Here is a 23,458-nt window from a genome sequence, read left to right as displayed (position 1 = left end):
TCGTGCTGCTGACGACCTGCGCGATCATGATCGTGCCGTTCGTCTGGATGGTGCTGACGTCGGTGAAGTCGCTGGCCGAGTCGACTGCGGTGCCGCTGGCCGTTCTGCCGTCGGAATGGCGCTGGTCGAACTACGCGGAAGTGCTGCGGGTGCTCCCGTTCGGCTCGTTCTATCTGAACAGCCTGATCAACGTCGCAGTCCGAACGACCGGTCTTCTCCTGCTGTCTTCGCTGTCTGCGTACGCCTTCGCGCGGCTTCGTTTCCCAGGCCGCGACGTGCTCTTCGTCCTCGTGCTCTCGGTGATGATGATCCCGCCCGAGGTACTGCTGATCCCGCAGTATCAGATCATGGCCGGCCTCGGCTGGCTGAACAGTCTGCAGGCGGTCATCGCTCCGGGTCTGTTCAGCGCGCTGGCAACGTTTCTGTTGCGCCAGTTCTTCGCCGGGATCCCGTACGAGATCGAAGAGGCGGCGCGGATCGACGGAGCCGGAACGCTCCGCGTGTATTGGAGCATCATGCTGCCGATGGCAGCGCCGGGCCTGATTGCAGCCGGAGTGCTGAAGACGCTGCACGCTTGGAACGAGTTGCTCTGGCCGCTCGTGGTCAACGACTCACCCAGCAAGCTCACGCTGCCGGCCGGGCTGGCCTTCATGAAGGATGAGAACTTCACCAACTTCCCGCTGCAGATGGCGGGCGCCGTGATGGCGGTACTGCCGGTTGTCGTGATGTTCATCGTGTTGCAGAAGTACGTGGTCCGTGGCTTCGTCGCCGCCGGAGGTGTGAAGTGAGCCTGGAACTTCCCGTTCGCGAGCTGCCGGTCCTCCGCGATACCGACCTGGTGGTCGTCGGCGGTTCCCTGTCCGGAGTCGCGGCCGCGCTCGGAGCGGCCGGTACCGGGGCCCGGGTGTGCCTGGTCGAGTCCTCGACGTATCTGGGCCGTGAGGTCACCGGATCGTTGCGGCTCTGGCTCAGCCGAGACGACGTCGCCCACGCCGATGCCGGCGGAGTGCTCCGGGCGTTGACGGGCGACGCGATTCCGGATGGCCTCGACAGGCGGGACGAGGTCGCGATCTGGCCGGACGCAGCCAAACGTCGGCTAGAAGAACAGCTCGAAGAGGCTGGAGTGTCGCTGCTCTACGCCACCCGGCCGGTCGCGCTCTGGCCGGAATTCGGGTCCGTCGGAGGCGTGGTCGTCGCCAACAAGTCGGGGCGGCAACTGCTCCGTGCCGCCCGGGTCATGCTGGCTTCTGAGGCCGCAGGGCTGCTTCGCCCCGACGTACGATCCAGCGCGGACTGTTGGTTCACCGTCGAGTTGACCGGTTCCGGCTGCACCCTCGAACGGCCGCGGCTGCGCGACATCGGACCGGAGCTGGGATTGGCCGGAAACCAAATCCGGCTGCACCCGGGCTATCGCGAGGTCGGCCACGTGCTCGTGGAATGCCGGGCGTCGTTGCTCCGGTCCGACCTGGGAGGGCCCGGGGGATCGATGGCGGACCGGGCTCGCCGACTCGGCATGTCGGTGTACAGCCACCTGACCGTCACCGACCCGGACTTCGCTGGAAGCTGGCCCGCCGCCGTGTCCTACCGGCCACTCGTCGCCGCACCGGAGGAGCGGCCCGAACCGCCCGACGGCGTCACGCTGCTCGACCCGCCGGATGGTTGGCTCGGTCTGCTCGGCCGACCGGAGCCGACGACTCGGCTGGCCCGCCTCGTCGACGCCGCGGCCGAGGCGGGCACGCAGTGGGACCGGTCGGTTGCCTCCGGCGAGGTCGAGCACCCGCGCCGAGCCGATGCGCCGGAGCGGACCGTACTCGAAGTCCGCGAGCCGGAGCCGCCGGCGCACTGGATCGTGCCGACCGAACCGGCCGGGCCTGCGCCGATCGCGCACGTCCTGACCACGGACGTCCTCGTCGTCGGGGGCGGCTCCAGCGGCGTGAGCGGTGCCGTCGCTGCCGCCGGCGAAGGGGCGTCGACGGTCCTCGTGGACGCCAATCCCGGACTCGGCGGCACGGGAACCTACGGCGGCGTCGACAGCTACTGGTTCGGCCGGCGCGACGGGCTCGCCACGCCGAACCGGCGGGCGGTATCCGCGGCCCATCGTGCGCTTGGACTTCCCGGCGGCTCGGGCAAGGGCTGGAACATCGAGGTGAAGGCCGACGCGCTCCTCGGCCTGGCGTTGGCCGCCGGAGTGCGGACGATCACCGACAGCGTGGTCTTCGGCGTGATCATGAACGGGGATCGGGTGACGGGCGTCGTCCTCGCGAGCCCGGACGGCATCGTCGCGGTGAAGTCCAAGATCATCATCGATGCCACTGGCGATGCCGACTTGGCCGTTGCCGCAGGCGCTCCGGTGCGGCACGGCTCGGATCGCAGCCACGCGAGCATGTGGTACTCCCTGGCCCAGTTCGTCGAACCGGGGCGCACTCGCAACAACTTCGGCGGGGTCCTGGACATGGACGATGTGGTGGACTACACGCGGGCCGTGGTCGCAGCTCGCCGACGCGGCGGCGACGATCTTCATGATCACGGCGTCTACCTGGCGGCGCGCGAATCGAGGAACATCGTCGGCGAGACGACGATCACGATGCGCGACCAACTGGTCCGTCAGCACTTCGACGACGTGATCAACGTGCACTTCTCCAACCACGACATCAAGGGCAAGAGCGAATCGATCTGGACCCTGATGGGCCTGATCCCACCGAACCTCGAGATCGAGGTGCCGTACCGGGCGCTGCTGCCTCGCGAAGTCGACGGCCTGCTGGTCGCAGGGAAGGCCATCTCGGTGACCCATGACGGCCTCGCAGCGGTCCGGATGCAGTCGGACCTGGAGAACCTCGGGGCGGTGGCCGGGATCATCGCCGCGGGATGCGCCCAGGCCGGCGCCACCCCGCGGACGCTCGACCTGCCTCCGCTCCAGCGTCGCCTCGCCGCGCTCGGAGCCTTCGATCCCGAACTGCTTCGCCGCCCGCCAGGTCCGCAGCCGGTGAGCGCCGACGTCGATGACCTGATCTCGCGAGCACTGCGCCAGGTGCCGCTCCACGCGTACTCGCACGGCAGCATGACCCGGGTTCATCGAGACGGGATTCCGTTCGTCGACCTGGTGCTGCATCCTGACCCGGCGACGACGGAGCGGGTCGCCGAACGGATGGCCGAGGTCACCGGGGAACACCGGATGGTGCTCGCCCGGGTCCTCGTCTGTCGCGGTGATCATCGCGGGTCGAGCGCGATCGTGCACGAGCTCGAGCGGGCATTCGGTGCGGAGTCCGGCCTGCCCGAGCGACGCTCGATGATCAAGCACGCGCAGCTCCCGCCGGATCAGGCTGCGATGCCGGACGAGGCCTACCTGCTCTACACCCTCGGCCTGGCTCGCGATCCGGCGGCGATCCCGTTGTGGCAGCACGTCGCGGACCGGGTCGACGCGTCCCCGGAGGCGATCCGAAGCATGACCGCGGGGACCTTCGCCTACGTCGACGCCGTCGCGTACGGAGCGGCACGGCTGGGCGATCCGCGGTCGCTGCCAGCCTTGCAACAGCTGCAGAACCGCCCGACTCTGCACGGGCAGCATCGGCCGTCCGGATTCGAAGCCGACGTCTTCCAGGAGCGGCAGGCCATGCTCGAACTCGCGCTGGCCGGCGCCCGAGCCAGGTCCGGAGACCGGGCCGGCGTCAGGATCCTGACGATCTTTCTCGGCGACTCCCGCGGGCCGTTTCGTCGGCAGGCGCACACCGAGCTCCGGCTGCTGTTCGGGCGGGACCTCGGCCACCGCCCTGAAGCCTGGCTCGACCTGCTGGAGGCCACGGGTCTGGCACCGAATCCGCTGCCGCCGGATGCGGACCTGTTGGCGCCGGACGGTCTGGGCGCCGGGTCGGCAGCATCGCCCGCGGTCGACTCCGAACTTGCCCCGGTCCGAGAGACTTGACCGTGCCCAAGAAGCCCGAGCCGTCCCGCCCACGCCGAGTCACGATCCGCGATGTCGCCGAACGTGCCGGAGTCTCGCCGTCGGCGGTGTCGCACACGTTCAACGGCCGCGCCGACATCGGGGCGGTGACCCGGGAGCGGATCCTGGCCGCGGCACGCGACCTCAACTGGCGACCGGCTGCAGCCGCACTGGCGCTCGCGGCGGCCCGGACCCAGACGATCGGCTATCTGGTCAACCGCGATCCGGTACGGGTGCGATCCGACCCGTTCTTCGTGGACATCCTGGCCGGGATGCAGTCGGTGCTCGCACCGGCGCACTACAACGTGCTCGCCCGGATCGTCTCGTCCCGGGACGAGGAACTCGAGGCCTATCGCAACCTCACCCAGCGCAGACAGGTCGACGGCTTCGTCCTCGTCGACCACCAGGACTCGGATCCGCGCTACGCGATCATCCGCGATGCCGGGTTGCCGGCCGTGGCGGTCGGCCGCACACCGGCCGAGTGCCCCTTCCCCGCCGTGGCCTCGGCTCCGGACGAGCCGGGGCTGCGCGAGGCCGTCACGGTGCTCGCCGGCCTGGGACACCGTCGGATCGCCTACATCGGCGGCCCCGCGGAATTCGCCTACTCCCAATTCCGGCTACAGCGCGTCGAGAACGCCGCGGACGAGGCCGGGCTCGAGCTCCTTTTGCGGTCCTGCTCGTTCGCCCAGCCCGAGGTCGCGCGGGTCACCCGCGAGCTGCTCGGGCTTGCCGCGCGCCCGACAGCGATTCTGTTCAGCAACGACTGGATGGCGATCTGGGGGATGGCCGAGGCGCAGGATGCAGGGTTGAACGTCCCTGATGATCTTTCCGTTGTCGGGCACGATGACGCACCCTTCGCGGCTTTGGCTCGGCCGGCCCTCGCCAGCGTCCAGGAGGATGTGGTGCAGCTCGCCGACCTCGCCGCACGCACGTTGCTCAGCCTGATCGCCGGGGACGAGCCGGAGCCGGCCGAGCCACCGCCAACGGTCTTCCTAGCCCGCGATTCCGTCGCCGGACCGCCGGCCCGGCTCCGGTGATGATCTTGAGCGGGACGAGCGGCCCCGAGCCCGGACGATGCCCGGATGATCTTGTGACCATGGTCCGGCGAGCGCATGATCAGAGCCGGGTCCACGCGATGGCAGCGGCCGCGACCACGCCGCCTGAACTCGGATCCTCCCGCACTGCGCAGCGGAGCGGCTTCAGGAGCGAGGGTCGTCGCGGGTGAGGTCGTCGGCCTCGTCGAGCAGGCGGCGGCGCTCCTCGGCGGTCGTCTCGCCGTCCTCCGGCCGGTCGCGGCGACCGGTTCGGTCCTTCGTCGCGGAGGCACCGTCTCCCGGTTCACGTCCGGCGCCGGCCGGCCCGCGCCCGGCCGGTTCGTCGAGATCGAGGGCGCTGCCTCGGGGGGAGGCGCCCCTTGACCCGGGGGAGTCCTCGGTCGGGTCGGCTTCGGGCTTCTTCGCGCCCCGGTCATGGTCCGACGTCTTCGACTCGGCCGTCTTGCCGGTCGCGTCGTCCTTGGCGGTCGCACCCGCGGTGTCCTTCGGGTCCTTGACGTCCTTCGTCCCGGAGCCGGTCGCGCTGCCGCCCTTGCCCGGCAGGGCCTTGCCGCGCACGCCGGCAGCCGCCTTGAGCGCCTTGATCTCCTTCTGCTGGGCCCGGAGTCGGACCAAGCCGGTCCAGAGGAGCCAGCCGGCGACGGCGAGGACGAGCATGGTGACGGCGCCGGTGACGTACACCCCGGTGATGTTGGCCGGGATCCGGGCCACGAAGATCTGAAGATCGAAGGATTGCGGGTTTCCGATGATGATCGCGACGGTGAACACGATCACGAGGACGACCAGCACCACGGCTACCGGGATCATGCCGGTCATTATGGACCCCGGGCGCCTGCAGGTGTGGGCAATCGGTAACGCCTCGCGGGTCCCGAGCGGCTCCCTGATCACCGGCAGGCGCGGCTCAGGTCAGTTCGGGCGTCCGATCGAGCAACCGGCCCAGCAACAGGGCTGCTCCCGCCTTGTCCAACGGAGTGTTGCCGCGACCGCACTGCGCTGAGACGACGCAGGCGGGGCAGCCCGCCTGACAGGGGCAGTGATCAACCCGGTCGGCCGCGGCCGCCACGAGTTCCTGGCCGGCCAGGAAGGCGAGCCGGGCGAAGCCGGAGCCGCCGGGATGAGCGTCGTGCAGGAACACGGTCGGCCCGCCCGTGTCGGCATGCGCGACCGCCGAGACGCCGGCGACGTCACCGCGGTCGCAGCGGGCGAACAACGGGAGCAGCCCGACCAGGGCGTGTTCGGCGGCGTGCACGGCGCCGCCGAGCTGGGCCGCGGACAGGTCATGATCATCGACGGGCATGGTCCACCAGCAGGCCGCGGTCCGCATCCGGCGTTCGGGGAGGTCGAGCGGCGTCGAGTCCCAGACCGCGCCGGTCGCCTCGTCCCGGCGCAGGAAGCCGATCACCCGCGAGATCACGTCGACCCGGCCGAGTCGGAGCCGCCCCGACCCGGACCGGGCGGTCTCGCGCTCGTCGACGATCTGCACCTGCTGCGACACCTGAGCCTGGGTGTAGTAACCGGGCCGGGCCGGCCGGACGATCGCCTCACCCTCTTCAAGATCAAGTTCCTGGCACAGGTACGTCTCACCCTGGTGCAGGTAGACCGCGCCGGGATGGACGGTGGCATCGGCGCTGGCCCGGTCGGCGTGGCCGAGCACCCGGCCGGTGGATTCATCGACGATCTCCAACGGCCGGCCGCCGATGGAGCGCAGGTCGATCCCGTCCACGGCCCGTTCCGCGCGGGTCCAGTAGGCCGCTCCGTCCGGCCGCCGGCGCAGCACACCATGATCACAGAGCCCCTTGATCAAGGCCGGCGCCGTCGGACCGAAATACGCCGTATCGCGTGCCGTCAAAGGGAACTCCTGCGCGGCCGCGGTCAGCTGGGGCGCCAGGATGTAAGGGTTCTGTGCGTCCAGGACCACCGGTTCCGGCGGCGCCGCGAACAGTTCGTCCGGGTGATCGGCGAGGTACTGGTCCAGCGGATTCTGCCGCATCATGATGATCACGTCGGCGTCACCGCCGCGCCGCCCGGCCCGGCCCGCCTGCTGCCACATCGCGGCCCGGCTGCCCGGCAGGCCGGCCATGATCACCGCGTCCATCCCGGCGATGTCGATCCCGAGCTCCAGCGCGTTCGTCGCGGCGACGCCCATGATCGACCGGTCCAGCAGGGCGCGTTCCACGGCCCGGCGGTCGGACGCCAGATAGCCGCCCCGGTACGGCTCGATCCGCCCCGCTGCCGCCGGATGATCTTCGAGTCGCTCCCTGGCCCGCAGCGCGACGAGCTCGGCCATCCGGCGTGACGGAGTGAACGCGATCGTCTGCCGCCCTTCGGCGACCAGCTCGGCCAGCAGCGCCGCCGTCTCCGACTCGACTGACCGCTCCGGCTGCCACAACTCCATCCGGACCAACCCGTGCGGCGACCCGTCGTCGGTCACCGGCGCCACCTCGACCGCGTCGACGCCGACCAGTTCGGCCGCCAGCCGCCCGATGTCCGAGCCGGTCGCCGACGCCAGCGCGAACACCGGCCGCGCCCCGTACCGCTCGGCCACCCGGCGCAGCCGGCGCAGCACGCAGCCGACCTGCGACCCGAAGACGCCGCGGTAACGATGCGCCTCGTCGATCACCACGTACCGCAAGGAAGAGAGGAAGGAGGACCAGCGCTCGTGCCCGGGCAGGATCGAGGCGTGCACCAGATCCGGGTTGGTCAGCACATAGGAGGCGAAGTCGCGGGCCCAGTCCCGCTGCTGCGGCTCGCTGTCCCCGTCGATCGCCGCGATCGGCCAACCGGCCGGGCCCAGTTCGGCGCCGGTCCGCAGCTGGTCGTGGGCCAGCGCCTTCGTCGGGGCCAGATAGAGGGCCGTGTGCGGCCGCCGTGGGCGCAGCAGCCGATCCCGGTCCGGTGCCGCCAGCCCGCCGGCCGCCTCCGGGCCGCCGTACGTCGCGGTCAGCACCGGCAGGAGATAGCCGAGCGACTTCCCCGAGGCCGTACCCGTGGCCAAGGCGGTGTGCCGGCCGAGGAAGAGACTGTCGGCCGCCTCGGCCTGGTGCCGCCAGAGCCCGTCGATCCCACCGCGCCGGGCGATTGCCTCGCGGACCGCCGTCGGCACCCAGTCCGGCCAGTCGCCCGGCCTCGCCGCCCGCGCCGGCACCAGATGCCGGTAGCGCACCCGGTCGGCCCGACACTGCAGTCCCACCTTCACCACTTCCCCAACTTTCCTGCCGCTTCCCACGAGAAACTTCTCTGGGGAAGCGGCAGTTTTTCACGTTACGTGAAAAACCGTCAGGGCCACTGTGACAGGCGTCTCGGACGTTTTCCGGTACGGGCTTCGGGACCGATGAGCAAACCAGTGCACATGGTGGTTAGACTGCCCGCCATTGCGCCGCACCCGGCGCTTGCGACATCCCAGGTTTCAGGAGGACCCCAGAATGCCCGGACTTCCACATGCGTTGGAAGTGCTGCCGCTTGCCGTCTTGATCGGGTTCAATCCCGTGTTGGTCGCCGTCGTCGCCGCCATCGCGCTGGTTGCCCTGGTGATGGCCTTGATCTTCCGGCGGGAAGTGCTTGCCGCCGGCGACGGTACGCCGAACATGCAACGCATCGCCCTCGGAGTTCAGGAAGGCGCCGCAGCCTACCTCGGTCGTCAGTTCAAGACGCTCGGCGTCTTCGCGGCGATCGCCTTCGTCTTGCTGCTGGTCCTCCCGGCACACAGTGACGGCGGCTTCAACGAATGGGTGCTGCGCGGCGTCCGCTCGGTCGCCTTCCTGCTCGGCGCACTGTTCTCGGCGTTGATCGGCTATCTCGGCATGTGGCTCGCGGTGCGCGCCAACGTCCGGGTCGCCGCGGCCGCTCGGGACCAGGGTCGCGATCCGGCGATGCGGGTCGCTTTCCGTACCGGAGCGCATGTCGGCATGGCCACCGTCGGCCTCGGCCTGCTCGGTGCGGCGATCGTCGTGCTGATCTTCCAGGTGGACGCCCCGACGATTCTCGAGGGCTTCGGCTTCGGCGCCGCGATGCTCGCCATGTTCATGCGGGTCGGCGGCGGCATCTTCACCAAGGCCGCCGATGTGGGCGCCGACCTGGTCGGCAAGGTGGAGCAGAACATCCCCGAGGACGACCCCCGCAACGCGGCGACCATCGCCGACAACGTGGGCGACAACGTCGGCGACTGCGCCGGCATGGCGGCCGACCTGTTCGAGTCCTACGCCGTGACCCTGGTCGCCTCGCTGATCCTGGGCAAGGCCGCGTTCGGCGGCTACGGCCTGGTCTTCCCGCTGATCGTCCCGGCGATCGGCGTGCTCACCGCGATCATCGGCGTCTATCTGACCAAGCCGCGGGCCGGCGAGAACGGTCTGCGCACGATCAACCGCTCCTTCTATCTGTCCGCTGGGATCTCGGCAGTTCTCTGCGCGATCGCCGCGTTCGCCTTCCTGCCGGGTACGGTCGCCGAACTCGGCCTGCCGGAGGACGTCACCTTCGGCGGCATCCAGGATCCGCGGATCATCGCCATCGGCTCGGTGCTGATCGGCATCGTGCTGGCCGTGATCATCCTCGCGATCACCGGCCGCTACACCGGCACCGAGCACCGTCCGGTACGGGAGGTCGGCAAGACCTCGCTGACCGGCGCCGCGACCGTCGTCCTGTCCGGCATCTCGATCGGCCTGGAGTCCGCGGTCTACACCGCCCTGGTGATCGGCGCCGCCGTGTACGGGGCGTTCCTGCTCGGCGGCGGCGGCATCGTCTCGCTGTTCGCCATCGCGCTGGCCGGCTGTGGCCTGCTGACCACGGTCGGCGTGATCGTGGCCATGGACACGTTCGGCCCGGTCTCCGACAACGCCCAGGGCATCGCCGAGATGTCCGGCGACGTCGAGGGCGAAGGCGCCCAGATCCTCACCGAGCTGGACGCCGTCGGCAACACCACCAAGGCGATCACCAAGGGCATCGCGATCGCGACCGCCGTGCTCGCCGCGACCGCCCTGTTCGGCTCCTACACCGACGCGATCCGTACGGTGCTCGCCGACCGGTACGCCGAGTTCGCCGCCCAGGCCGTCGTGTTCGCGCCGGAGACCCTGGTCGGGATCATCGTCGGTGCCGCGGTCGTGTTCCTCTTCTCCGGCCTCGCGATCAGCGCGGTCGGACGGGCCGCCGGCGCGGTCGTGTTCGAGGTGCGCCGCCAGTTCCGCGAGATCCCCGGGATCATGGAGGGCACCGGCAAGCCGGAGTACGGCAAGGTCGTCGACATCTGCACCAAGGACTCGCTGCGCGAGCTGGCCACTCCGGGCCTGCTGGCGATCCTGACCCCGGTCGCGGTCGGCTTCGGCCTCGGCGCCCCGGCGCTGGCCGGCTACCTGGCCGGCGCGATCGCCTGCGGCACCCTGATGGCGGTCTTCCTGGCCAACTCCGGTGGCGCCTGGGACAACGCGAAGAAGCTGGTCGAGGACGGCCATCACGGCGGCAAGGGCTCGCCGGCCCACGAGGCCACCGTGATCGGCGACACCGTCGGCGACCCGTTCAAGGACACCGCCGGCCCGGCGATCAACCCGCTGATCAAGGTGATGAACCTGGTCGCCGTGCTGATCGCTCCGGCCGTCGTCGCGATGTCGCCGCTGAGCACGTCGCCCAGCCCGATCCGGTACGTCATCGCGATCGTCGCGCTGGCCGTCGTCGTGGTCGCGGTCGCGATCAGTACCCGGCGCGGCCAGTCGATCGCCGAGGACGAGCCGAATCCCGGCCTCGACGGCCTGCCCGGCAATGCGCCCGACGCCCTGAACGAGCTGCCCTCGCGGCCCGTCGAGGAGGAGGCGGCCGAGCCGGAGTCCGCTCCGGAGCCGGAGACCTCCGAATCGCGCAAGTAGGCCCGTAGCCGGACCGGATCCCCCGTACGCCACCGCGTGCGGGGGATTCGTCTTTCTCCGGTACGTCAGACGGCGGTGTCGCCGGCGAGCGCCCAGCGCAGGATCCGGGTCAGCCGGCCGGCCACGGCCCGGGCGGGCAACCGATCGATGGCGGGCAGACCGAGCTGCAGCCGGGCCCAGCGGGGGAGCAGGGACACGGCGCCGGCGGCGAGCGCCCGGTAGCCGACTCCGGACGGCCCGGGAATCGGCGGCCGGCGAAGCAGCAGCTCGACGACGTCGTCGGATCCCGGCCCCCGCATCAGTTCCGGCCGATAGCCCTCGATCACCGCGGTCAGCGCGGCCCGGCTCGCCGGCGGATCCGGGACGCCGAGCCGCTCGGCCACCAGCCTGGTCTGATCGACATAGCGGTCGTACCCGGCCTCGTCGAGCGGGCACGCCCCGAACACCCGGTGCGCCTCGAGGAAGCTGTCGATCTCGGCCGCGTGCACCCAGAGCAGCAGGTCGGGGTCGTCGGCCCGGTAGGCCCGCCCGCCCGGACCGTCCCGTTCGGCCCCGCGGACCCGGCGGTGGATGCCGCGTACCTTGGCGATCGCGCGTTCCGCGTCCGGCACCGTGCCGAACGTGGTCACCGTGATGAAGTGGCTGGTCCGCTGCAATCGCCCCAGCGGGTCGGTACGGAAATCGGAGTGCTCGGTGACGCCGCGCATCGCGACCGGGTGCAGCGACTGGAGCAGCAAGGCCCGGATCCCGCCGATCAACATGGCGATGTCCGAATGCACGGTACGGATCGGGTCGCCCTCGGCGAACCAGCGCGGACCCGCCGCGTGCCAGATCCGGGCGTGCTGCTCCTCGAACCGGTCACCGGCCACAGGTTGGCGGACCGCCTGCACCAGCGTGGTCCGGATCCCCTGCACGCTTCGAGCGTAGCCGCACGTCGCGGACGGCCGGCGCTTCCGTCGCTGGCAGACTTGCCGCATGAGCGTTCCCGTCGGCCCGCCCCGTCCACAGCCCCCTCCCGCGGGCCCGCCCTACGCGCAGCAGCCGGATCCCCAACAGCCCTATGGCCAGCAGCCCTACGGGCAGCAGCCGTACGCACAGCAGCCGTACGCGCAGCAGCCGTACCCGGGCGGAACGCCGCAGCAGCCGTACTACCCACCGGTGCCGGCGCCGGTCTCGCCACTGCCGACCGAACCGAGCGAGTACCAGCAGCTGTTCCGCGGCCCGCGCCGCCGCTGGTGGAGGCCGTTGATCTCGCTGCTGCTCGCGGTCGCGTTCTGGCTGGTCCAGGTGGTGCTGCTGACCGTCGCGTTCATGATCTATTCCGCGCTGATCGGCCGCAGCGTCGAGGAAACGCTCACTTCGCTGACCAGCGGTGATCTCGGCCCGGACGCGTTCCTCTTCAACAACCTGATCTTGATCGCGTTGATCCCGTCGGTGCTGCTGGCGAACCGGATCGCGCACGGCCTCAAGGTCGGCTACACGACCTCGGTGGCCGGCCGGGTCCGCTGGGGCTGGCTGGCCCGCTGCCTGATCACCGTCACTCCGCTGTGGGTGGTCTACCTCGGGATCGGCCAGGTGTTCTTCCCGGCGGCGTCGCCCCGGCCGGAGCAGTGGGTAGCCATGTTGATCTTGGTCCTGCTGACCACGCCGCTGCAGTGCGCCGCCGAGGAGTACGGATTCCGCGCCTGGATCCTGCAGAACGTGGGCACCTGGGTCCGGCACCCGGTCGTCGCGATCGTGATCGCCACCGTGCTGTCCTCGGCGGTCTTCGCGCTGGCCCACGGCAGTCTGGACTTCTTCGTGCTGGCCGACATCGGGCTGTTCGCGGTGGCGGCGGTGATCCTCACCTGGCGTACCGGCGGGCTGGAGGCGGCGATCGCCATCCACACCGTCAACAACGTGCTGATCTTCGGCACCATCATGATCTTCGGCGGCTGGGAGGACGCCCTGGTGGGCCCGGAGACCACCGGGTCGCCGATCACGTTGATCATGTCCGCCGTGGTGGACGCGATCGCCGTCGCCTTGATCCTGTGGCAGGCGAAGGTGGCCAAGATCGACCGGCTCTACCGGCCGGTGCCGCCCAGCTCACCCGTGGCTCAGGTCGCGCCGGCGCAGCCCGGCTATCCCTATCCCGGTCAGCAGTACGGCCAGCCCGGTCAACCCGGCTAGCGCCGGTACCAGCGGCAGCCGGCCGAGCTGCCCGCCGAACGTGAGCGCGTACGGGGACAGCCACAGCACCTGCTCCGGCACCAGCCGGAACTCGCCCAGCAGGTCCAGCACCAGCAACAGGCCGAGCCCGGTCCAGCAGACCGGCGCGGCGGCCCGCGGCAGCCAGCCGGTCAGCGCCACCGCGAGCCCGATCATGATCAACACCGACGGCAGGTAGCCCAGCGTCATCGCCGCCAGCGCCGGCCCGGTGCCGGAGGTGAGCCCGGCCGCCAGCCCGATCGCGGCCAGCACCGCGGCGCCGGTCAGCGCGGCCATGGTGATCTCGCCGAACGCCCAGGCGGGCCGGGAGGTGCGGGTGACCAGGATCGGCTCGGCGAGCCCGGACCGCTCGTCGCCGTGCAGGGAAAGCACGGTGGCCAGCGCAGCGGCGGTCGCCACCTGGGCGAGCACGTACACGATGAAGCGGAAGAACACCTCGCTGACGCTGCCGCCGCCGGCCGCCGCGCTGAGCTGCTGGAACGCCGGCGTGTCCAGCTGGGCGTCCAGCGACTGGGTCACCGAGCCGAGCAGCAGTCCGAGCATCCCGAGCCCGACCGCCCAGGCCGCGAGCCCGGACCGGTGCCGACGCCAGGCCAGCCCCAGCGGCGAGGAGAGCAGGGCGCTCGCCCGGGCTCGTCCCGGCCGCGGCGGGATCAGCCCGGCACCAAGATCACGAATCAGGGCGAACCGCGCCGCGATGATCATGGTCAGGACGCCGCCGGCCGCCGGCAGCAAGGGCGCCCAGGCATGATCACCGGCGAACGCCTCGGCGTGCCGGGCCCAGCCGATCGGGCTCAGCCAGACCAGCCAGGACCGGGTCAGGTCGCCGGCGGCGGCCAGGGCGAACGAGACGCCGAGCACGCTGAGGGAGATCGCGTAAGCCGCACCGCTCTGGGCCAGCTGGGCGATCAGCGCGGTGACGCCGGTGAAGAACAGGCCGGTGCCGGCGAAGACGGCCCCGATCAGCAGCGAGCCGACCGGTGCCTGGCCCTGCGCCAGCAACCCCAGGGCTGCGACCAGCCCGACCGCGACGTTGCCGATCATGGACACCGAGATCGCGGCGGCCAGCGGTGCCAGCCGCCCGATCGCCGTCGTGGACAGGGTTTCCTGGCGGCCGGACTGTTCGTCGGCCCGGGTGTGCCGGACGGTGATCAGGATGGTCGCCACCGCCTGCACCAGGGCACCGGAGCTGGCCACGGTCCAGGCGACCAGCCCGCCCAGGGTGGCCGCGAAGACGGGCCCGCGGGTGGCCAGCTGGGCCGGGCTGGCCAATGCAACCGCGGCGAAGTTGATCATGTCCTGGCTGGTCGGATACGCCACCCGGGTGGCCGACACCATCGCGGCCGGCAGCAGGCCGAGCGTGAGCACCCAGACCGCCAGCAGCACTCGGTCGCGGCGCAGGTGCAGCCGGACCAGCTGCCCGGTGCCGATGATCATCGAGGCGCGGTCTGGTAGTGGCTGAGGAAGACCTCTTCCAGGGTGGGCGGTGTGATCGTGACTCCCCGTACCCCCGCGTTGGCGAGCGCCCGCAGTAGGTCGTCCAGCGCCGCCGGCTCCACCCGGCAGCGGAGGTTGCCGCCGTCCAGCTCGACGTCCACGAGTCCGGTGATCGACTCGAGTCGCGGCGGCCGGTCCAGCTGCGCGGTGACGAAGCTGTGCCGGGCCCCGCGCAGCTGCTCCAGCGGTGCGGAGGCGACCAGCCGGCCGGCCCGGATGATGCTGAGCCGGTCGCACAGCCGTTCCGCCTCGGACAGGATGTGGCTGGACAACAGCACGGTCGCGCCGCGCTGCCTGGCGGCCTCGAGCTCGTCGCCGAACACCTGCTCCATCAGCGGATCGAGGCCCGACGTCGGCTCGTCGAAGATCAACAACTCCGCCTCGGCGGCGAACGCCGCGACCAGGGCGACCTTCTGCCGGTTGCCCTTGGAGTAGGTGCGGCACTTCTTGGTCGGGTCGAGCTCGAACCGCTCCAGCAGCTCTTGCAGCCGGGCCGGCTGGCGGCCGTTCAGCCGGGCGATCAGGTCGATCACCTCGCCGCCGGTGAGCGACGGCCAGAGCGTCACATCGCCCGGCACGTAGGCCAGCCGGGCGTGCACCGGGGTCGCGTCGGTCCACGGGTCGAGCCCGAACACCGAGACCGATCCGGAGTCGGCCCGGAGCAGTCCGAGCAGGATCCTGATCATGGTCGTCTTGCCGGCGCCGTTGGGGCCGAGGAACCCGTGCACCTCGCCGGGCCCGACCTCGAGCCCGAAGCCGTCCAGGGCGAGCACGGATCCGTACCGCTTGATCAGGTCGGACACCATGATCACGGAGTCGTTCATCGTTCCTCCTCCGCGGTTTCGGTACGGACCGCCTGCCGGGCCTGTTCGGTGATCGAGGCGTCGAACAGTTCCGGGTCGAAGATGTCGAGCATCGCGGCACCGGCGGTACGGGCACCCTGCTCGGACAGCAACTCGGTCCCGAGCAGGGTGGACAGCTGCGGCCCCAGTACGACCAGGCCGAGCCGCATCGCCACGAACACGGCCGCCCTGATCTTGGGATCGAGGTTCGGGTCGCGCCCCTTCAGGTACGGGACGGTCAGCTCGACGATCCGTTCGAAGATCAACGCCGAGCCGGGCGAGCCGTCGACCAGCGCCCGGACCAGGTAGCGGACGACGGACGGCGCGGACCGGTGGATCTCGGTCGAGAACGCGGGCCGGCCGAGCTGTCCTTGATCGATACCCAGCGTGACGCCTTGCCGCAGATAGTCCAGGACATGATCATCACAGGCAGCCCGGAGTTGCTCCTTGGTGCCGAAGTGGTGCTGCAGCAGGGCCGGCGAGACGCCGGCCCGCTCCGCGATCGCCCGGACCGTCGCCGCCTTCCAGCCGCGCTCGGCGAACACCTCCATCGCCGCATCCCGGATCCGGGCCCGCGCTGTGAGGTCCTCCGGTGGTCGTACCGTCATGCCGATGCCTTCATGACCGGGACTGTACAACTGTCCAGTCACCTGGACAACTGTCCAGGCGTGCTGTGACGGGGGTCTCGGTCCACTCCGTAGTCGTCAAGTTTCGCGACGTTTGGATCCAGGTTAGGCTTCCCTTATGAGTACGTTGACGGTGGCGCAGGCCGCCGATCAACCGGGGGTTCGTTCGCCGCTTCGGCGGACGTCGCTCCGTTTGGTCGGGGTCCTGATCGGCATCGGCATCGTCGTTCTGCTCTGCTTCCTCAGCATCGCCGTCGGCACCCGCTCGATCAGCCTCGACACCACGCTGCAGGCTCTGATCAGCTACGACGCGCAGAACACCGACCATCTGGTGATCTTGAACTACCGGATCCCGCGGACGGTGCTCGGTCTGATGGTCGGCGGCGCCCTCGGCCTGGCCGGTGCGGTGATGCAGGGCGTCACCCGCAACCCGCTGGCCGACCCGGGCATCCTCGGCGTCAACTCCGGTGCTGCCCTGTTCGTGGTGCTGGCGATCTCGATCTTCGGGATCAGCTCGGTGCTCGGCTACGTCTGGTTCGCGTTCCTGGGCGCCGGGGTCGCCGCGGTCGTCGTCTACAGCGTCGCCTCGCTCGGCCGGGAGGGCGCGACGCCGATCAAGCTGGCGCTGGCCGGTGCCGCGGTCTCGGCCGCCTGCGGCGCGGTGACCACGTCCTTCCTGCTGCTCAACCAGTCGACCTTCGACCAGTTCCGGTTCTGGCAGGTCGGCGCGCTGGCCGGCCGCGACCTCACGGTCGCGATCCAGGTCGGGCCGTTCCTGTTGATCGGCGCCGTGCTGGCGCTGGTCCTCGGCCGGGTGCTCAACACGCTGTCGCTCGGCGAAGACGTCGCCACCTCGCTCGGCGCGAACGTGATGCTGTCCCGGGTGCTGTCCGCGGCCGCGGTGGTGCTGCTCTGCGGCGCCGCCACCGCTGCCTGCGGGCCGATCGGCTTCATCGGCCTGACCATCCCGCACGTGGCCCGGATGATCACCGGGCCGGACTACCGGTGGATCCTCCCGTACTCGATGATCCTGGCGCCGATCCTGCTGCTCTCGGCCGACATCGTGGGCCGCGTGATCGCCCCGCCCGGCGAGGTGCAGGTCGCCATCGTGACCGCGGTGATCGGAGCCCCGGTGTTCATCGCGCTGGTCCGTCGCAAGAAGCTGGCCGACCTGTGACCGCCGCGACTCAAGATCATTTCCAAGCTGCTGCTCCGTTGGGCGGCACGATCAGCGTCGTCCGTTCGGTGCGGCGTCGGCTGCGCCGCCGGGTCGTCGTGGTGTCGCTCGTCCTCGCTGCCGTCCTGCTCGGGCTGTTCGTCGCCTGCATGGTGGTCGGCGACTACCCGATCTCGCCGCAGCAGCTGTTCGCGTCGCTGACCGGGCGCGGCACCCGGGCCACCAACTTCATCGTGTACGACCTCCGGCTGCCCCGGGTCGTGACCGGGATGGCGATCGGCCTCTGCTTCGGCATGTCCGGCGCGATCTTCCAGTCCATGATCAAGAACCCGTTGGCCAGCCCGGACATCATCGGGATCACCTCGGGGGCCAGTGCCAGCGCGGTGGTGGCGATCCTGGTCTTCGGGCTGGGCGGCTTCGCGGTCTCCGGCATCTCGCTGGTCGGCGCCGTGATCACCGCGGGCGTGATCTACGTGCTGGCCTGGCGGAAGGGGCTGGCCGGCTATCGCCTGGTCCTGGTCGGCATTGGCATCGCGGCGATGCTCGCCTCGGTGATCGACTACCTGATGACCCGCGCCGAGGTCAACGACGCCCAGGTCGCCCTGCTCTGGTTGACCGGCAGCCTGAACGGTGCCTCGAACGCCAAGATGGTGCCGCTGCTGGTGCTGACCGCGGCGATCGTGCCGCTGACCCTGTGGGCCGGTGCGGCGCTGTCCGGCCTGCAGTTGGGCGACGACACCGCGAAGAGCATCGGCATCCGGGTCGAGGTGTACCGGCTGCTGTTGATCTTGTTCGGGGTTGCGCTGGCCGCGATCGCGACGGCGGCGGCCGGGCCGGTCGGCTTCGTGGCCTTCGTGTCCGGGCCGATCGCGCGCCGGCTGACCCGGGGGACCGGAGTCGCGCTGATCCCGGCTGCGCTGGTCGGTGCGGTCGTGGTGACGGCCGCCGACTTCGTCGGCCAGCACCTGCTGCCGATGCAGTTGCCGGTCGGCGTGCTGACCGCTGCCATCGGAGCGCCGTACCTGATCTATCTCTTGATCGTTTCCAACCGTGTCGGAAATGGGGGATGAGCGATGGTCGCACTGGAGGTACCGATCGAGGTACGGCCTGCGGTCGAGCACACGCTGGAGGCCGTCGATCTCGATCTCGGCTACGGCGAGCGGAAGATCGTCCAGAACCTGACGGTCGAGATCCCGACCGGTCAGGTGAGCGTGATCATCGGCGCCAACGGCTGTGGCAAGTCCACCCTGCTGCGAGGGATGGCACGGCTGCTCGCGCCGACCGGGGGCCGGGTGCTGCTGGACGGGCGCAGCATCGCCACGATGCCGAGCAAGGAAGTTGCCAAGATCATGGGGCTGCTGCCGCAGGCCCCGACGGCGCCGGAGGGGATCACCGTCGCCGACCTGGTCGGCCGTGGGCGCTACCCGCACCAGGGTTGGTTCCGTCAGTGGACGGCCAACGACGACCGTGCGGTCGCCGAGGCGCTGGCCGCGACCGACATCGTCGACCTGGCCGGGCGGCCGATCGAGGAGATGAGCGGCGGCCAGCGGCAGCGGGTCTGGATCGCGATGGCGCTGGCGCAGGAGACCGATCTGCTGCTGCTCGACGAGCCGACCACCTATCTCGACCTGACCCACCAGATCGACGTCCTGGACCTGCTGACCGACCTGAACCGGCGGCGCGGCACCACGATCGTGATCGTCATGCACGACCTCAACCTGGCCTGCCGCTACGCCGATCACCTGATCGCGATGTGCGACGGCCAGATCGTCGCCCAGGGCAAGCCGGTCGACGTGATCACCGCGGAGAACGTCGACCGGGTCTTCGGCATGCGGGCCAAGATCATCACCGACCCGGTGTCGCGGACGCCGACGATCATCCCGATCGGCCGGCACCACTGCGACGAGCCGGAGGAAGGGTTCCGCTGACCGTTCAGCGTGCCTGACGGAAGCCGACCACGGCGCCGAGCGCCCAGTCGGCCGGCACCTGCAACCGCCGCGCACGACGTCGTACGGGACGCGATGATCATCGAGTCGGCCCGCGGTGGCCGCAAGATCATCGACGGTGATCAGATAACCCGCGAAGGACGGCGTCGGCAGGTCGGCGGCGCCCGGGAGCACCGCGGCCAGCCTGCTCCGCGGGACCAGGGTCAGCCGGCCGTCGCCGAGGTCGGCGACAAGCTCGTCGCCCTGCCGCTTCAGGGCGCGATCGAGGTATCCGCGGTAACGGTCGGCCACCTGGTCGAGCTCGTGGTCCGGGACGCACAGCAGCACCTCCGCCAGCGCTCGCGCTCCGTTCGGGTGTGCCGCCGACTCGTCGGCGGCCGAGGTCTCGGCGATCGCGAGTCGGCCCTCGGGTGAGTGGTCCGGCCGCTCGAGTTCGAGGTAGCCGATCGCCTCCGCCTCGGTCGCCGCCGCGGACCCGCCGGCCTCGGCCGGTCGCGGTCGCCGCAACCGGTGAACGCCGCCGTGCCAGATCCCGGCCGCGGTCAGCCGGCTCGCCTCGGCGTCCGCGTCGGTGGCGGCGAAGGCGAGGATGTGCAGTCCCTCGAACCGGCCCAGCGCCGCCCGGAGCCGCTCGGTCGTCTCGTTTGATCGCGGTCCGCAGCGAGGGCAGGGCCTCGGCCGGCGCCTCGAGCGGGTGGAGCCGGGAGCCGGCCGGCAGCGCGGCGGGATCGGCGATCACGGCGAGCTCGACGAACGTACGGCCGAACCGGAGGTGGGTGTTGCCGGCGCCGAACGCGCGGACCATGCCGTCGTCCGCGGGCAGGGCGGGAAAGGTCGGGGGTGGCACGTCGAAGCCCAGGGCTCGGTAGCGCTCGATGGCCGCATCAGCGTCGCGAACGACGTGGCCGAGGTGGTGCAGGCCGGTGATCATGGGGTTCGCCCTCCCGAGGACAAAAATCGGAGTAGGCTCTCAATTCGGAGTCTACTCTCACTATAGGTGGTGAATCGACGTGGTCGAGACCGGGCGGCGGGAGCGCAAGAAGGAGCGCACCAGGATCGAGATCCAGGACCAGGCCCTCCGGCTGTTCCGCGAGCAGGGCTTCCACTCGACGACCGTCGAGCAGATCGCCGACGCGGCGGACGTCGCGCCGAGCACGGTCTTCCGGTATTTCCCGGCCAAGGAGGCGCTGCTGCAGTTGGTCGGTCACCACCCGCTCGGCGACCGGTTGGCCGCCGAGTTCCGGGCCCAGTCGCCCGGCGGGACGGCCCTGCGGGCGCTCCGGACTGCCCTGCGGGCCTGCTTCGACGACCTGTCACCCGAGGACCGGCAGGGCCGCCAGGAACGTGATCTCGGCATGCTGCTGATCCCGGAGGCGCTGGCGGCCAACCTCACCGTGATCACCGACGGGCTGGCCGTGATCGGCCGGTTGATCGCCGAACGCACCGGCCGCAGCGAAGATGATCAAGCTGTCCGCGCGCTGACGGGATCGGTGTTCGGCGTGGCCTTCGACGTGATCACGCGATGGGCCGAGTCCCCGTCCGGTGAGCTCGGCGACGCCCTCGACGAAGCCCTCGGCGAACTGGAACTCGCGGTCCGCCTGTGATCACCAGGGCACGAACGGTCAGTCGGCCAGCAGTTGCTCGATGGTGCGGGCGGCGAGGACGACGAAGCCGGGGTTCGTGATCCGGTAGTACGGGATGATCAGCGCGGCCTGGTGCAGGGCGTAGCCGCGGGCTCGTTCCCAGTCCTCCACGGCGGGCTGCAGCCGCTCGGCGAACGCGGCTCGGCCCTTGGGGCCGAACGTCGCCCAGCCGGCGATCAGGTCCAACGCGGGATCGCCGGCGCCGGTGCCGCCGAAGTCGATCACCGCGGCGATCCGGCCCCGGTCGACCAGCAGGTTGGGACGCAGCAGGTCGGCATGGATCCACTGCCGCGGTCCCGGGTACGGCGGCAGCTCGAGGGCCCGGTCCCAGGCCCGCATCGCTGCCCTGGTGTCGATCTCGGGGTCGGACTGGGTGATCGCGCGACGGGTGTCCTGATCGAGTTCGGCGAGCGGGCGACGGCCCGCCGGCGGCACGTCCGCCGCGACCGGGGTCTCGTGCAGGGCGATCACGAACTCGGCCAACTCGGCGCCTGCCGCCGCCTCGTCGGTGATCACGGCGTCGTCGTACGGGCTGCCGGCGATCCACTCGTAGACCGCCCACACGTGCGGGAACTCCGGCGTCGGCGTTCCGGCCGCGGCCGCTCGCGGGACCCGGAGCGGCAGCCGCGGAGCCAGGAACGGCAGCCAGCGAAGCTCCCGGGCCAGATCGTCGCCGTGATGTGGCATCAACGGCAACCGAACGCTGAGCTCGTCGCCGAGCCGGAACAAGGCGTTGACCGTCCCGAGCGACGGCACTCGCGTGATCGACAGGCCGGCCCAGTCCGGGAACTGCTCGGCCAGCAGCCGCCGCACCAGGTCGGAGCCGATCTCGAGTTGCCCCTCGTGCATGATCACTCCGGCCACCTTCCGTCGCTCCTGCCGGAGTATTGACGGCCCCGGCCGAACCCGCAACCCGAATTCCCGATCCCGCCGACCCGGTCAGCACGCTTGCCGTGGCCGACTCCGGACACCACGATGGAGGCATGGGTGCAAGCTCGGCCGAGGCGGGCCCGCGCGAGTTGATCGCTGCCGGCGGGTGCTGGGTCGCGCTGCTGCTGATGGTGCTGGTGCCGGTCGGGCTGGCCGAGGCGAACCCGATTCCGGCGACGAAGATCGCCGAGGGCGACGGCGTCCGGTTGAGTACTCCGGGTGCGATGACCGTTTCGCTGTCGTTGGATCCGCTGGCCGGCTGGACCTGGCCGCGGCAGCGAACTCGCGCCCAACTGGACGCGTACCGTGGCGTTGCGCAGGTATCGATCAAGGTGATCGGCAACGTCGACGATCCCGCCGTGACCCTGCTCCGCGTGGCACGGTTGCACCGGATCCCGGACCTGGTGGAACTGGACCGGCCGAGCGGCGACTCGTCCGTGATCATGGCGGAGGGCTCGGACGGCACCGAGTTGATCATCGTCAGCAGCCGGCGGACCGCGGTCGTGGCCATCGGACGTCGGTTGGCCGGCGACGAGTCCGTAGGGTTCCGGCGGCTGGCCCAGGACGTGCTGTTCCTCCATGGCTGACCTTGCGCTGGCCGGCCGCGGCCCGGTCCTCTGGCAGCCGCGCCGGCTGCTGTTCTGGGCGATCTTGATCCCGATCGGGTACGCGGCGTTCTACCACCTGCCGTTCGTGGTCTTCCCGGCCGCCGGCTGGACCCTCGCGGCGCCGGTGGCCTGGCTGCCCACGAATCTGATCATGGCCGCCCTGATCGGCTGGGTGATCCTGCGCCTGGACCCGTTCGAGAAGGAACCGGTGTCGCTGCTGTGGGCCTGCGCGGTCTGGGGCGGCACGGCCGCGACGCTGGCGGTGATCCCGAACCGGGCGTTCCTGGAGTTCCTGGTCGCGGTCGGAGGCACGGACCTCAGCGAGAGGTGGGGTCCGGCGATCGCCGGGCCGCTGACCGAGGAGTGGCTGAAGGGCATCGGAGTGCTGTTGATCATGCTGCTCTGCCGGTCCCACCTGCAGCGCACCCTGGACGGCTTCATCCTCGGCGCCGCCGCCGGGCTCGGCTTCCAGGTGGTGGAGAACCTTTCGTACGCCTACACCGCGGCCCTCAACGATCCCAACAGCGACTGGATCGGCGCAATTGCGGTGAGCCTCAGCCGGGCCCTGGTCGGCGCCACCAGCCACTGGGTCTACAGCGCCCTCGTCGGGTTCGGACTCGGCTACGCGATCACCCAGGTGCAACTGCCCTGGCCGCGCCGGATCGCGGGCGCCGGGCTCGGCGTGCTCGGCGGCTGGGCCGTCCACTTCCTCTGGAACAGCCCGTGGCTCGCCAATCTCGGGCTGCTCAGCCTGATCCCGAAGATGATCATCGTCGGGCTGTTCGTCTGGCTGATGTACCGGATCCCGGCCCGCCGCGAGTTCGCCTGGTTCCGTGATCAACTCGCCGGCGAGCCGCCGCAGACGATCACGGCTGCCGAACTCGAGGACCTGCGCACGCTGGGCAACCGGCGCCGAGCCCGTCGGCTGGTCCGGGGCCTGGCCGGTGGCGCCGGTGAGCGCGGCATCCAGACCCTGCACCAGGCGCAGATCGATCTCGCCGTCGCCCTGGGCAACCTGGACAACCCGAACCGGGACCGCGACGTGCGGCGGGCCCGGCTTCTGATCAGCGAGGCTCGGGCCGAGCTGGACCGGATCGTGCCGTCGGCTCGCAGGACCTAGCGCGGGACATGTCGCGATTT

The 23,458-nt window shown here is 70.7% G+C and carries 19 protein-coding genes and 1 pseudogene; 12 read left to right on the top strand and 8 right to left on the bottom strand.

Features of this window, described 5'->3' with window-relative positions; genetic code table 11:
* Positions 1-2: 2 nt before the first annotated feature.
* From BKA15_RS14520 to BKA15_RS14510, 3 genes are read left to right on the top strand one after another with little or no spacing between them, the layout of a single operon-like run.
* Positions 3-788: a carbohydrate ABC transporter permease gene (locus tag BKA15_RS14520; protein WP_312879039.1), complete on the top strand. Its 786-nt coding sequence runs from the start codon at positions 3-5 to the stop codon at positions 786-788.
* On the top strand, positions 785-3,919 hold the full coding sequence (locus BKA15_RS14515) for an FAD-dependent oxidoreductase (RefSeq protein ID WP_179751879.1): 3,135 nt from the start codon (positions 785-787) through the stop codon (positions 3,917-3,919). Before BKA15_RS14520 ends, BKA15_RS14515 begins: the two co-directional genes overlap by 4 nt.
* Positions 3,920-3,921: 2 nt before the next feature.
* Entirely contained in the window at positions 3,922-4,974 is a 1,053-nt protein-coding gene (locus BKA15_RS14510; RefSeq protein ID WP_179751877.1) for a LacI family DNA-binding transcriptional regulator, read from the top strand.
* Positions 4,975-5,136: 162 nt separating this feature from the next.
* Here BKA15_RS14510 and BKA15_RS14505 read toward each other — a convergent pair whose 3' ends face one another.
* Both BKA15_RS14505 and BKA15_RS14500 read right to left on the bottom strand, forming a co-directional pair.
* Positions 5,137-5,799: a hypothetical protein gene (locus BKA15_RS14505; protein ID WP_179751875.1), complete on the bottom strand. Its 663-nt coding sequence runs from the start codon at positions 5,797-5,799 to the stop codon at positions 5,137-5,139.
* 94 nt (positions 5,800-5,893) lie between these two features.
* Complete coding sequence (locus BKA15_RS14500; RefSeq protein WP_312879038.1) at positions 5,894-8,182, bottom strand: DNA 3'-5' helicase SftH; 2,289 nt, start codon at positions 8,180-8,182, stop codon at positions 5,894-5,896.
* 232 nt (positions 8,183-8,414) lie between these two features.
* On the opposite strand from BKA15_RS14500, the gene BKA15_RS14495 reads away from it, so the two are divergent.
* Positions 8,415-10,841 (top strand): sodium-translocating pyrophosphatase, encoded by a 2,427-nt coding sequence (locus tag BKA15_RS14495; protein ID WP_179751873.1) that lies wholly within the window; start codon positions 8,415-8,417, stop codon positions 10,839-10,841.
* Positions 10,842-10,906: 65 nt separating this feature from the next.
* On the opposite strand, the gene BKA15_RS14490 is transcribed toward BKA15_RS14495, so the two are convergent.
* Positions 10,907-11,755: an oxygenase MpaB family protein gene (locus BKA15_RS14490; protein ID WP_312879036.1), complete on the bottom strand. Its 849-nt coding sequence runs from the start codon at positions 11,753-11,755 to the stop codon at positions 10,907-10,909.
* A 61-nt stretch (positions 11,756-11,816) separates the two neighbouring features.
* On the opposite strand from BKA15_RS14490, the gene BKA15_RS14485 reads away from it, so the two are divergent.
* Positions 11,817-13,010 (top strand): CPBP family intramembrane glutamic endopeptidase, encoded by a 1,194-nt coding sequence (locus tag BKA15_RS14485; RefSeq protein WP_179751869.1) that lies wholly within the window; start codon positions 11,817-11,819, stop codon positions 13,008-13,010.
* Here BKA15_RS14485 and BKA15_RS14480 read toward each other — a convergent pair.
* The 3 genes from BKA15_RS14480 to BKA15_RS36375 are packed head-to-tail and all read right to left on the bottom strand — an operon-like array spanning position 12,927 to position 15,996.
* Complete coding sequence (locus BKA15_RS14480) at positions 12,927-14,486, bottom strand: ABC transporter permease (protein WP_179751867.1); 1,560 nt, start codon at positions 14,484-14,486, stop codon at positions 12,927-12,929. The two genes, BKA15_RS14485 and BKA15_RS14480, sit on opposite strands and share 84 nt — an antisense overlap.
* Positions 14,483-15,370: an ABC transporter ATP-binding protein gene (locus tag BKA15_RS14475; protein ID WP_179751865.1), complete on the bottom strand. Its 888-nt coding sequence runs from the start codon at positions 15,368-15,370 to the stop codon at positions 14,483-14,485. Before BKA15_RS14475 ends, BKA15_RS14480 begins: the two co-directional genes overlap by 4 nt.
* Positions 15,367-15,996: a TetR/AcrR family transcriptional regulator gene (locus BKA15_RS36375; protein WP_179751864.1), complete on the bottom strand. Its 630-nt coding sequence runs from the start codon at positions 15,994-15,996 to the stop codon at positions 15,367-15,369. Before BKA15_RS36375 ends, BKA15_RS14475 begins: the two co-directional genes overlap by 4 nt.
* A gap of 136 nt (positions 15,997-16,132) precedes the next feature.
* Here BKA15_RS36375 and BKA15_RS14465 point away from each other — a divergent pair, with 136 nt between their 5' ends.
* From BKA15_RS14465 to BKA15_RS35530, 4 genes are all read left to right on the top strand, one after another.
* Positions 16,133-17,191: a FecCD family ABC transporter permease gene (locus BKA15_RS14465; protein WP_179751862.1), complete on the top strand. Its 1,059-nt coding sequence runs from the start codon at positions 16,133-16,135 to the stop codon at positions 17,189-17,191.
* On the top strand, positions 17,188-18,261 hold the full coding sequence (locus BKA15_RS14460; RefSeq protein WP_179751860.1) for a FecCD family ABC transporter permease: 1,074 nt from the start codon (positions 17,188-17,190) through the stop codon (positions 18,259-18,261). Before BKA15_RS14465 ends, BKA15_RS14460 begins: the two co-directional genes overlap by 4 nt.
* Before the next feature lie 3 nt (positions 18,262-18,264).
* Positions 18,265-19,119 carry an ABC transporter ATP-binding protein gene (locus BKA15_RS14455; protein WP_179751858.1) on the top strand — a complete coding sequence of 285 codons (855 nt, stop codon included), beginning with the start codon at positions 18,265-18,267 and terminating at the stop codon, positions 19,117-19,119.
* Positions 19,120-19,212: 93 nt separating this feature from the next.
* Entirely contained in the window at positions 19,213-19,551 is a 339-nt protein-coding gene (locus BKA15_RS35530; RefSeq protein ID WP_246322345.1) for a hypothetical protein, read from the top strand.
* Between the two features lie 223 nt (positions 19,552-19,774).
* On the opposite strand, the pseudogene BKA15_RS37285 reads toward BKA15_RS35530, so the two are convergent.
* A pseudogene (locus tag BKA15_RS37285) lies at positions 19,775-20,068 on the bottom strand (VOC family protein); the annotation flags it as partial.
* Between the two features lie 79 nt (positions 20,069-20,147).
* On the opposite strand from BKA15_RS37285, the gene BKA15_RS36870 reads away from it, so the two are divergent.
* Positions 20,148-20,741 carry a TetR/AcrR family transcriptional regulator gene (locus BKA15_RS36870; RefSeq protein ID WP_179751854.1) on the top strand — a complete coding sequence of 198 codons (594 nt, stop codon included), beginning with the start codon at positions 20,148-20,150 and terminating at the stop codon, positions 20,739-20,741.
* Between the two features lie 18 nt (positions 20,742-20,759).
* On the opposite strand, the gene BKA15_RS14440 is transcribed toward BKA15_RS36870, so the two are convergent.
* Entirely contained in the window at positions 20,760-21,629 is an 870-nt protein-coding gene (locus BKA15_RS14440; protein ID WP_246322899.1) for an aminoglycoside phosphotransferase family protein, read from the bottom strand.
* 134 nt (positions 21,630-21,763) lie between these two features.
* Between BKA15_RS14440 and BKA15_RS14435 the strand changes: the two genes are divergently transcribed.
* Positions 21,764-22,297, top strand: a complete 534-nt coding sequence (locus tag BKA15_RS14435) for a hypothetical protein (protein ID WP_179751851.1) — start codon at positions 21,764-21,766, stop codon at positions 22,295-22,297.
* Positions 22,290-23,438 (top strand): PrsW family intramembrane metalloprotease, encoded by a 1,149-nt coding sequence (locus BKA15_RS14430; protein ID WP_179751849.1) that lies wholly within the window; start codon positions 22,290-22,292, stop codon positions 23,436-23,438. Before BKA15_RS14435 ends, BKA15_RS14430 begins: the two co-directional genes overlap by 8 nt.
* Positions 23,439-23,458 lie beyond the last annotated feature (20 nt).

The sequence above is a fragment of the Microlunatus parietis genome (assembly GCF_013407955.1).
GTDB lineage: Bacteria > Actinomycetota > Actinomycetes > Propionibacteriales > Propionibacteriaceae > Microlunatus > Microlunatus parietis.
This window is presented reverse-complemented; position numbering and strand designations above follow the sequence as displayed.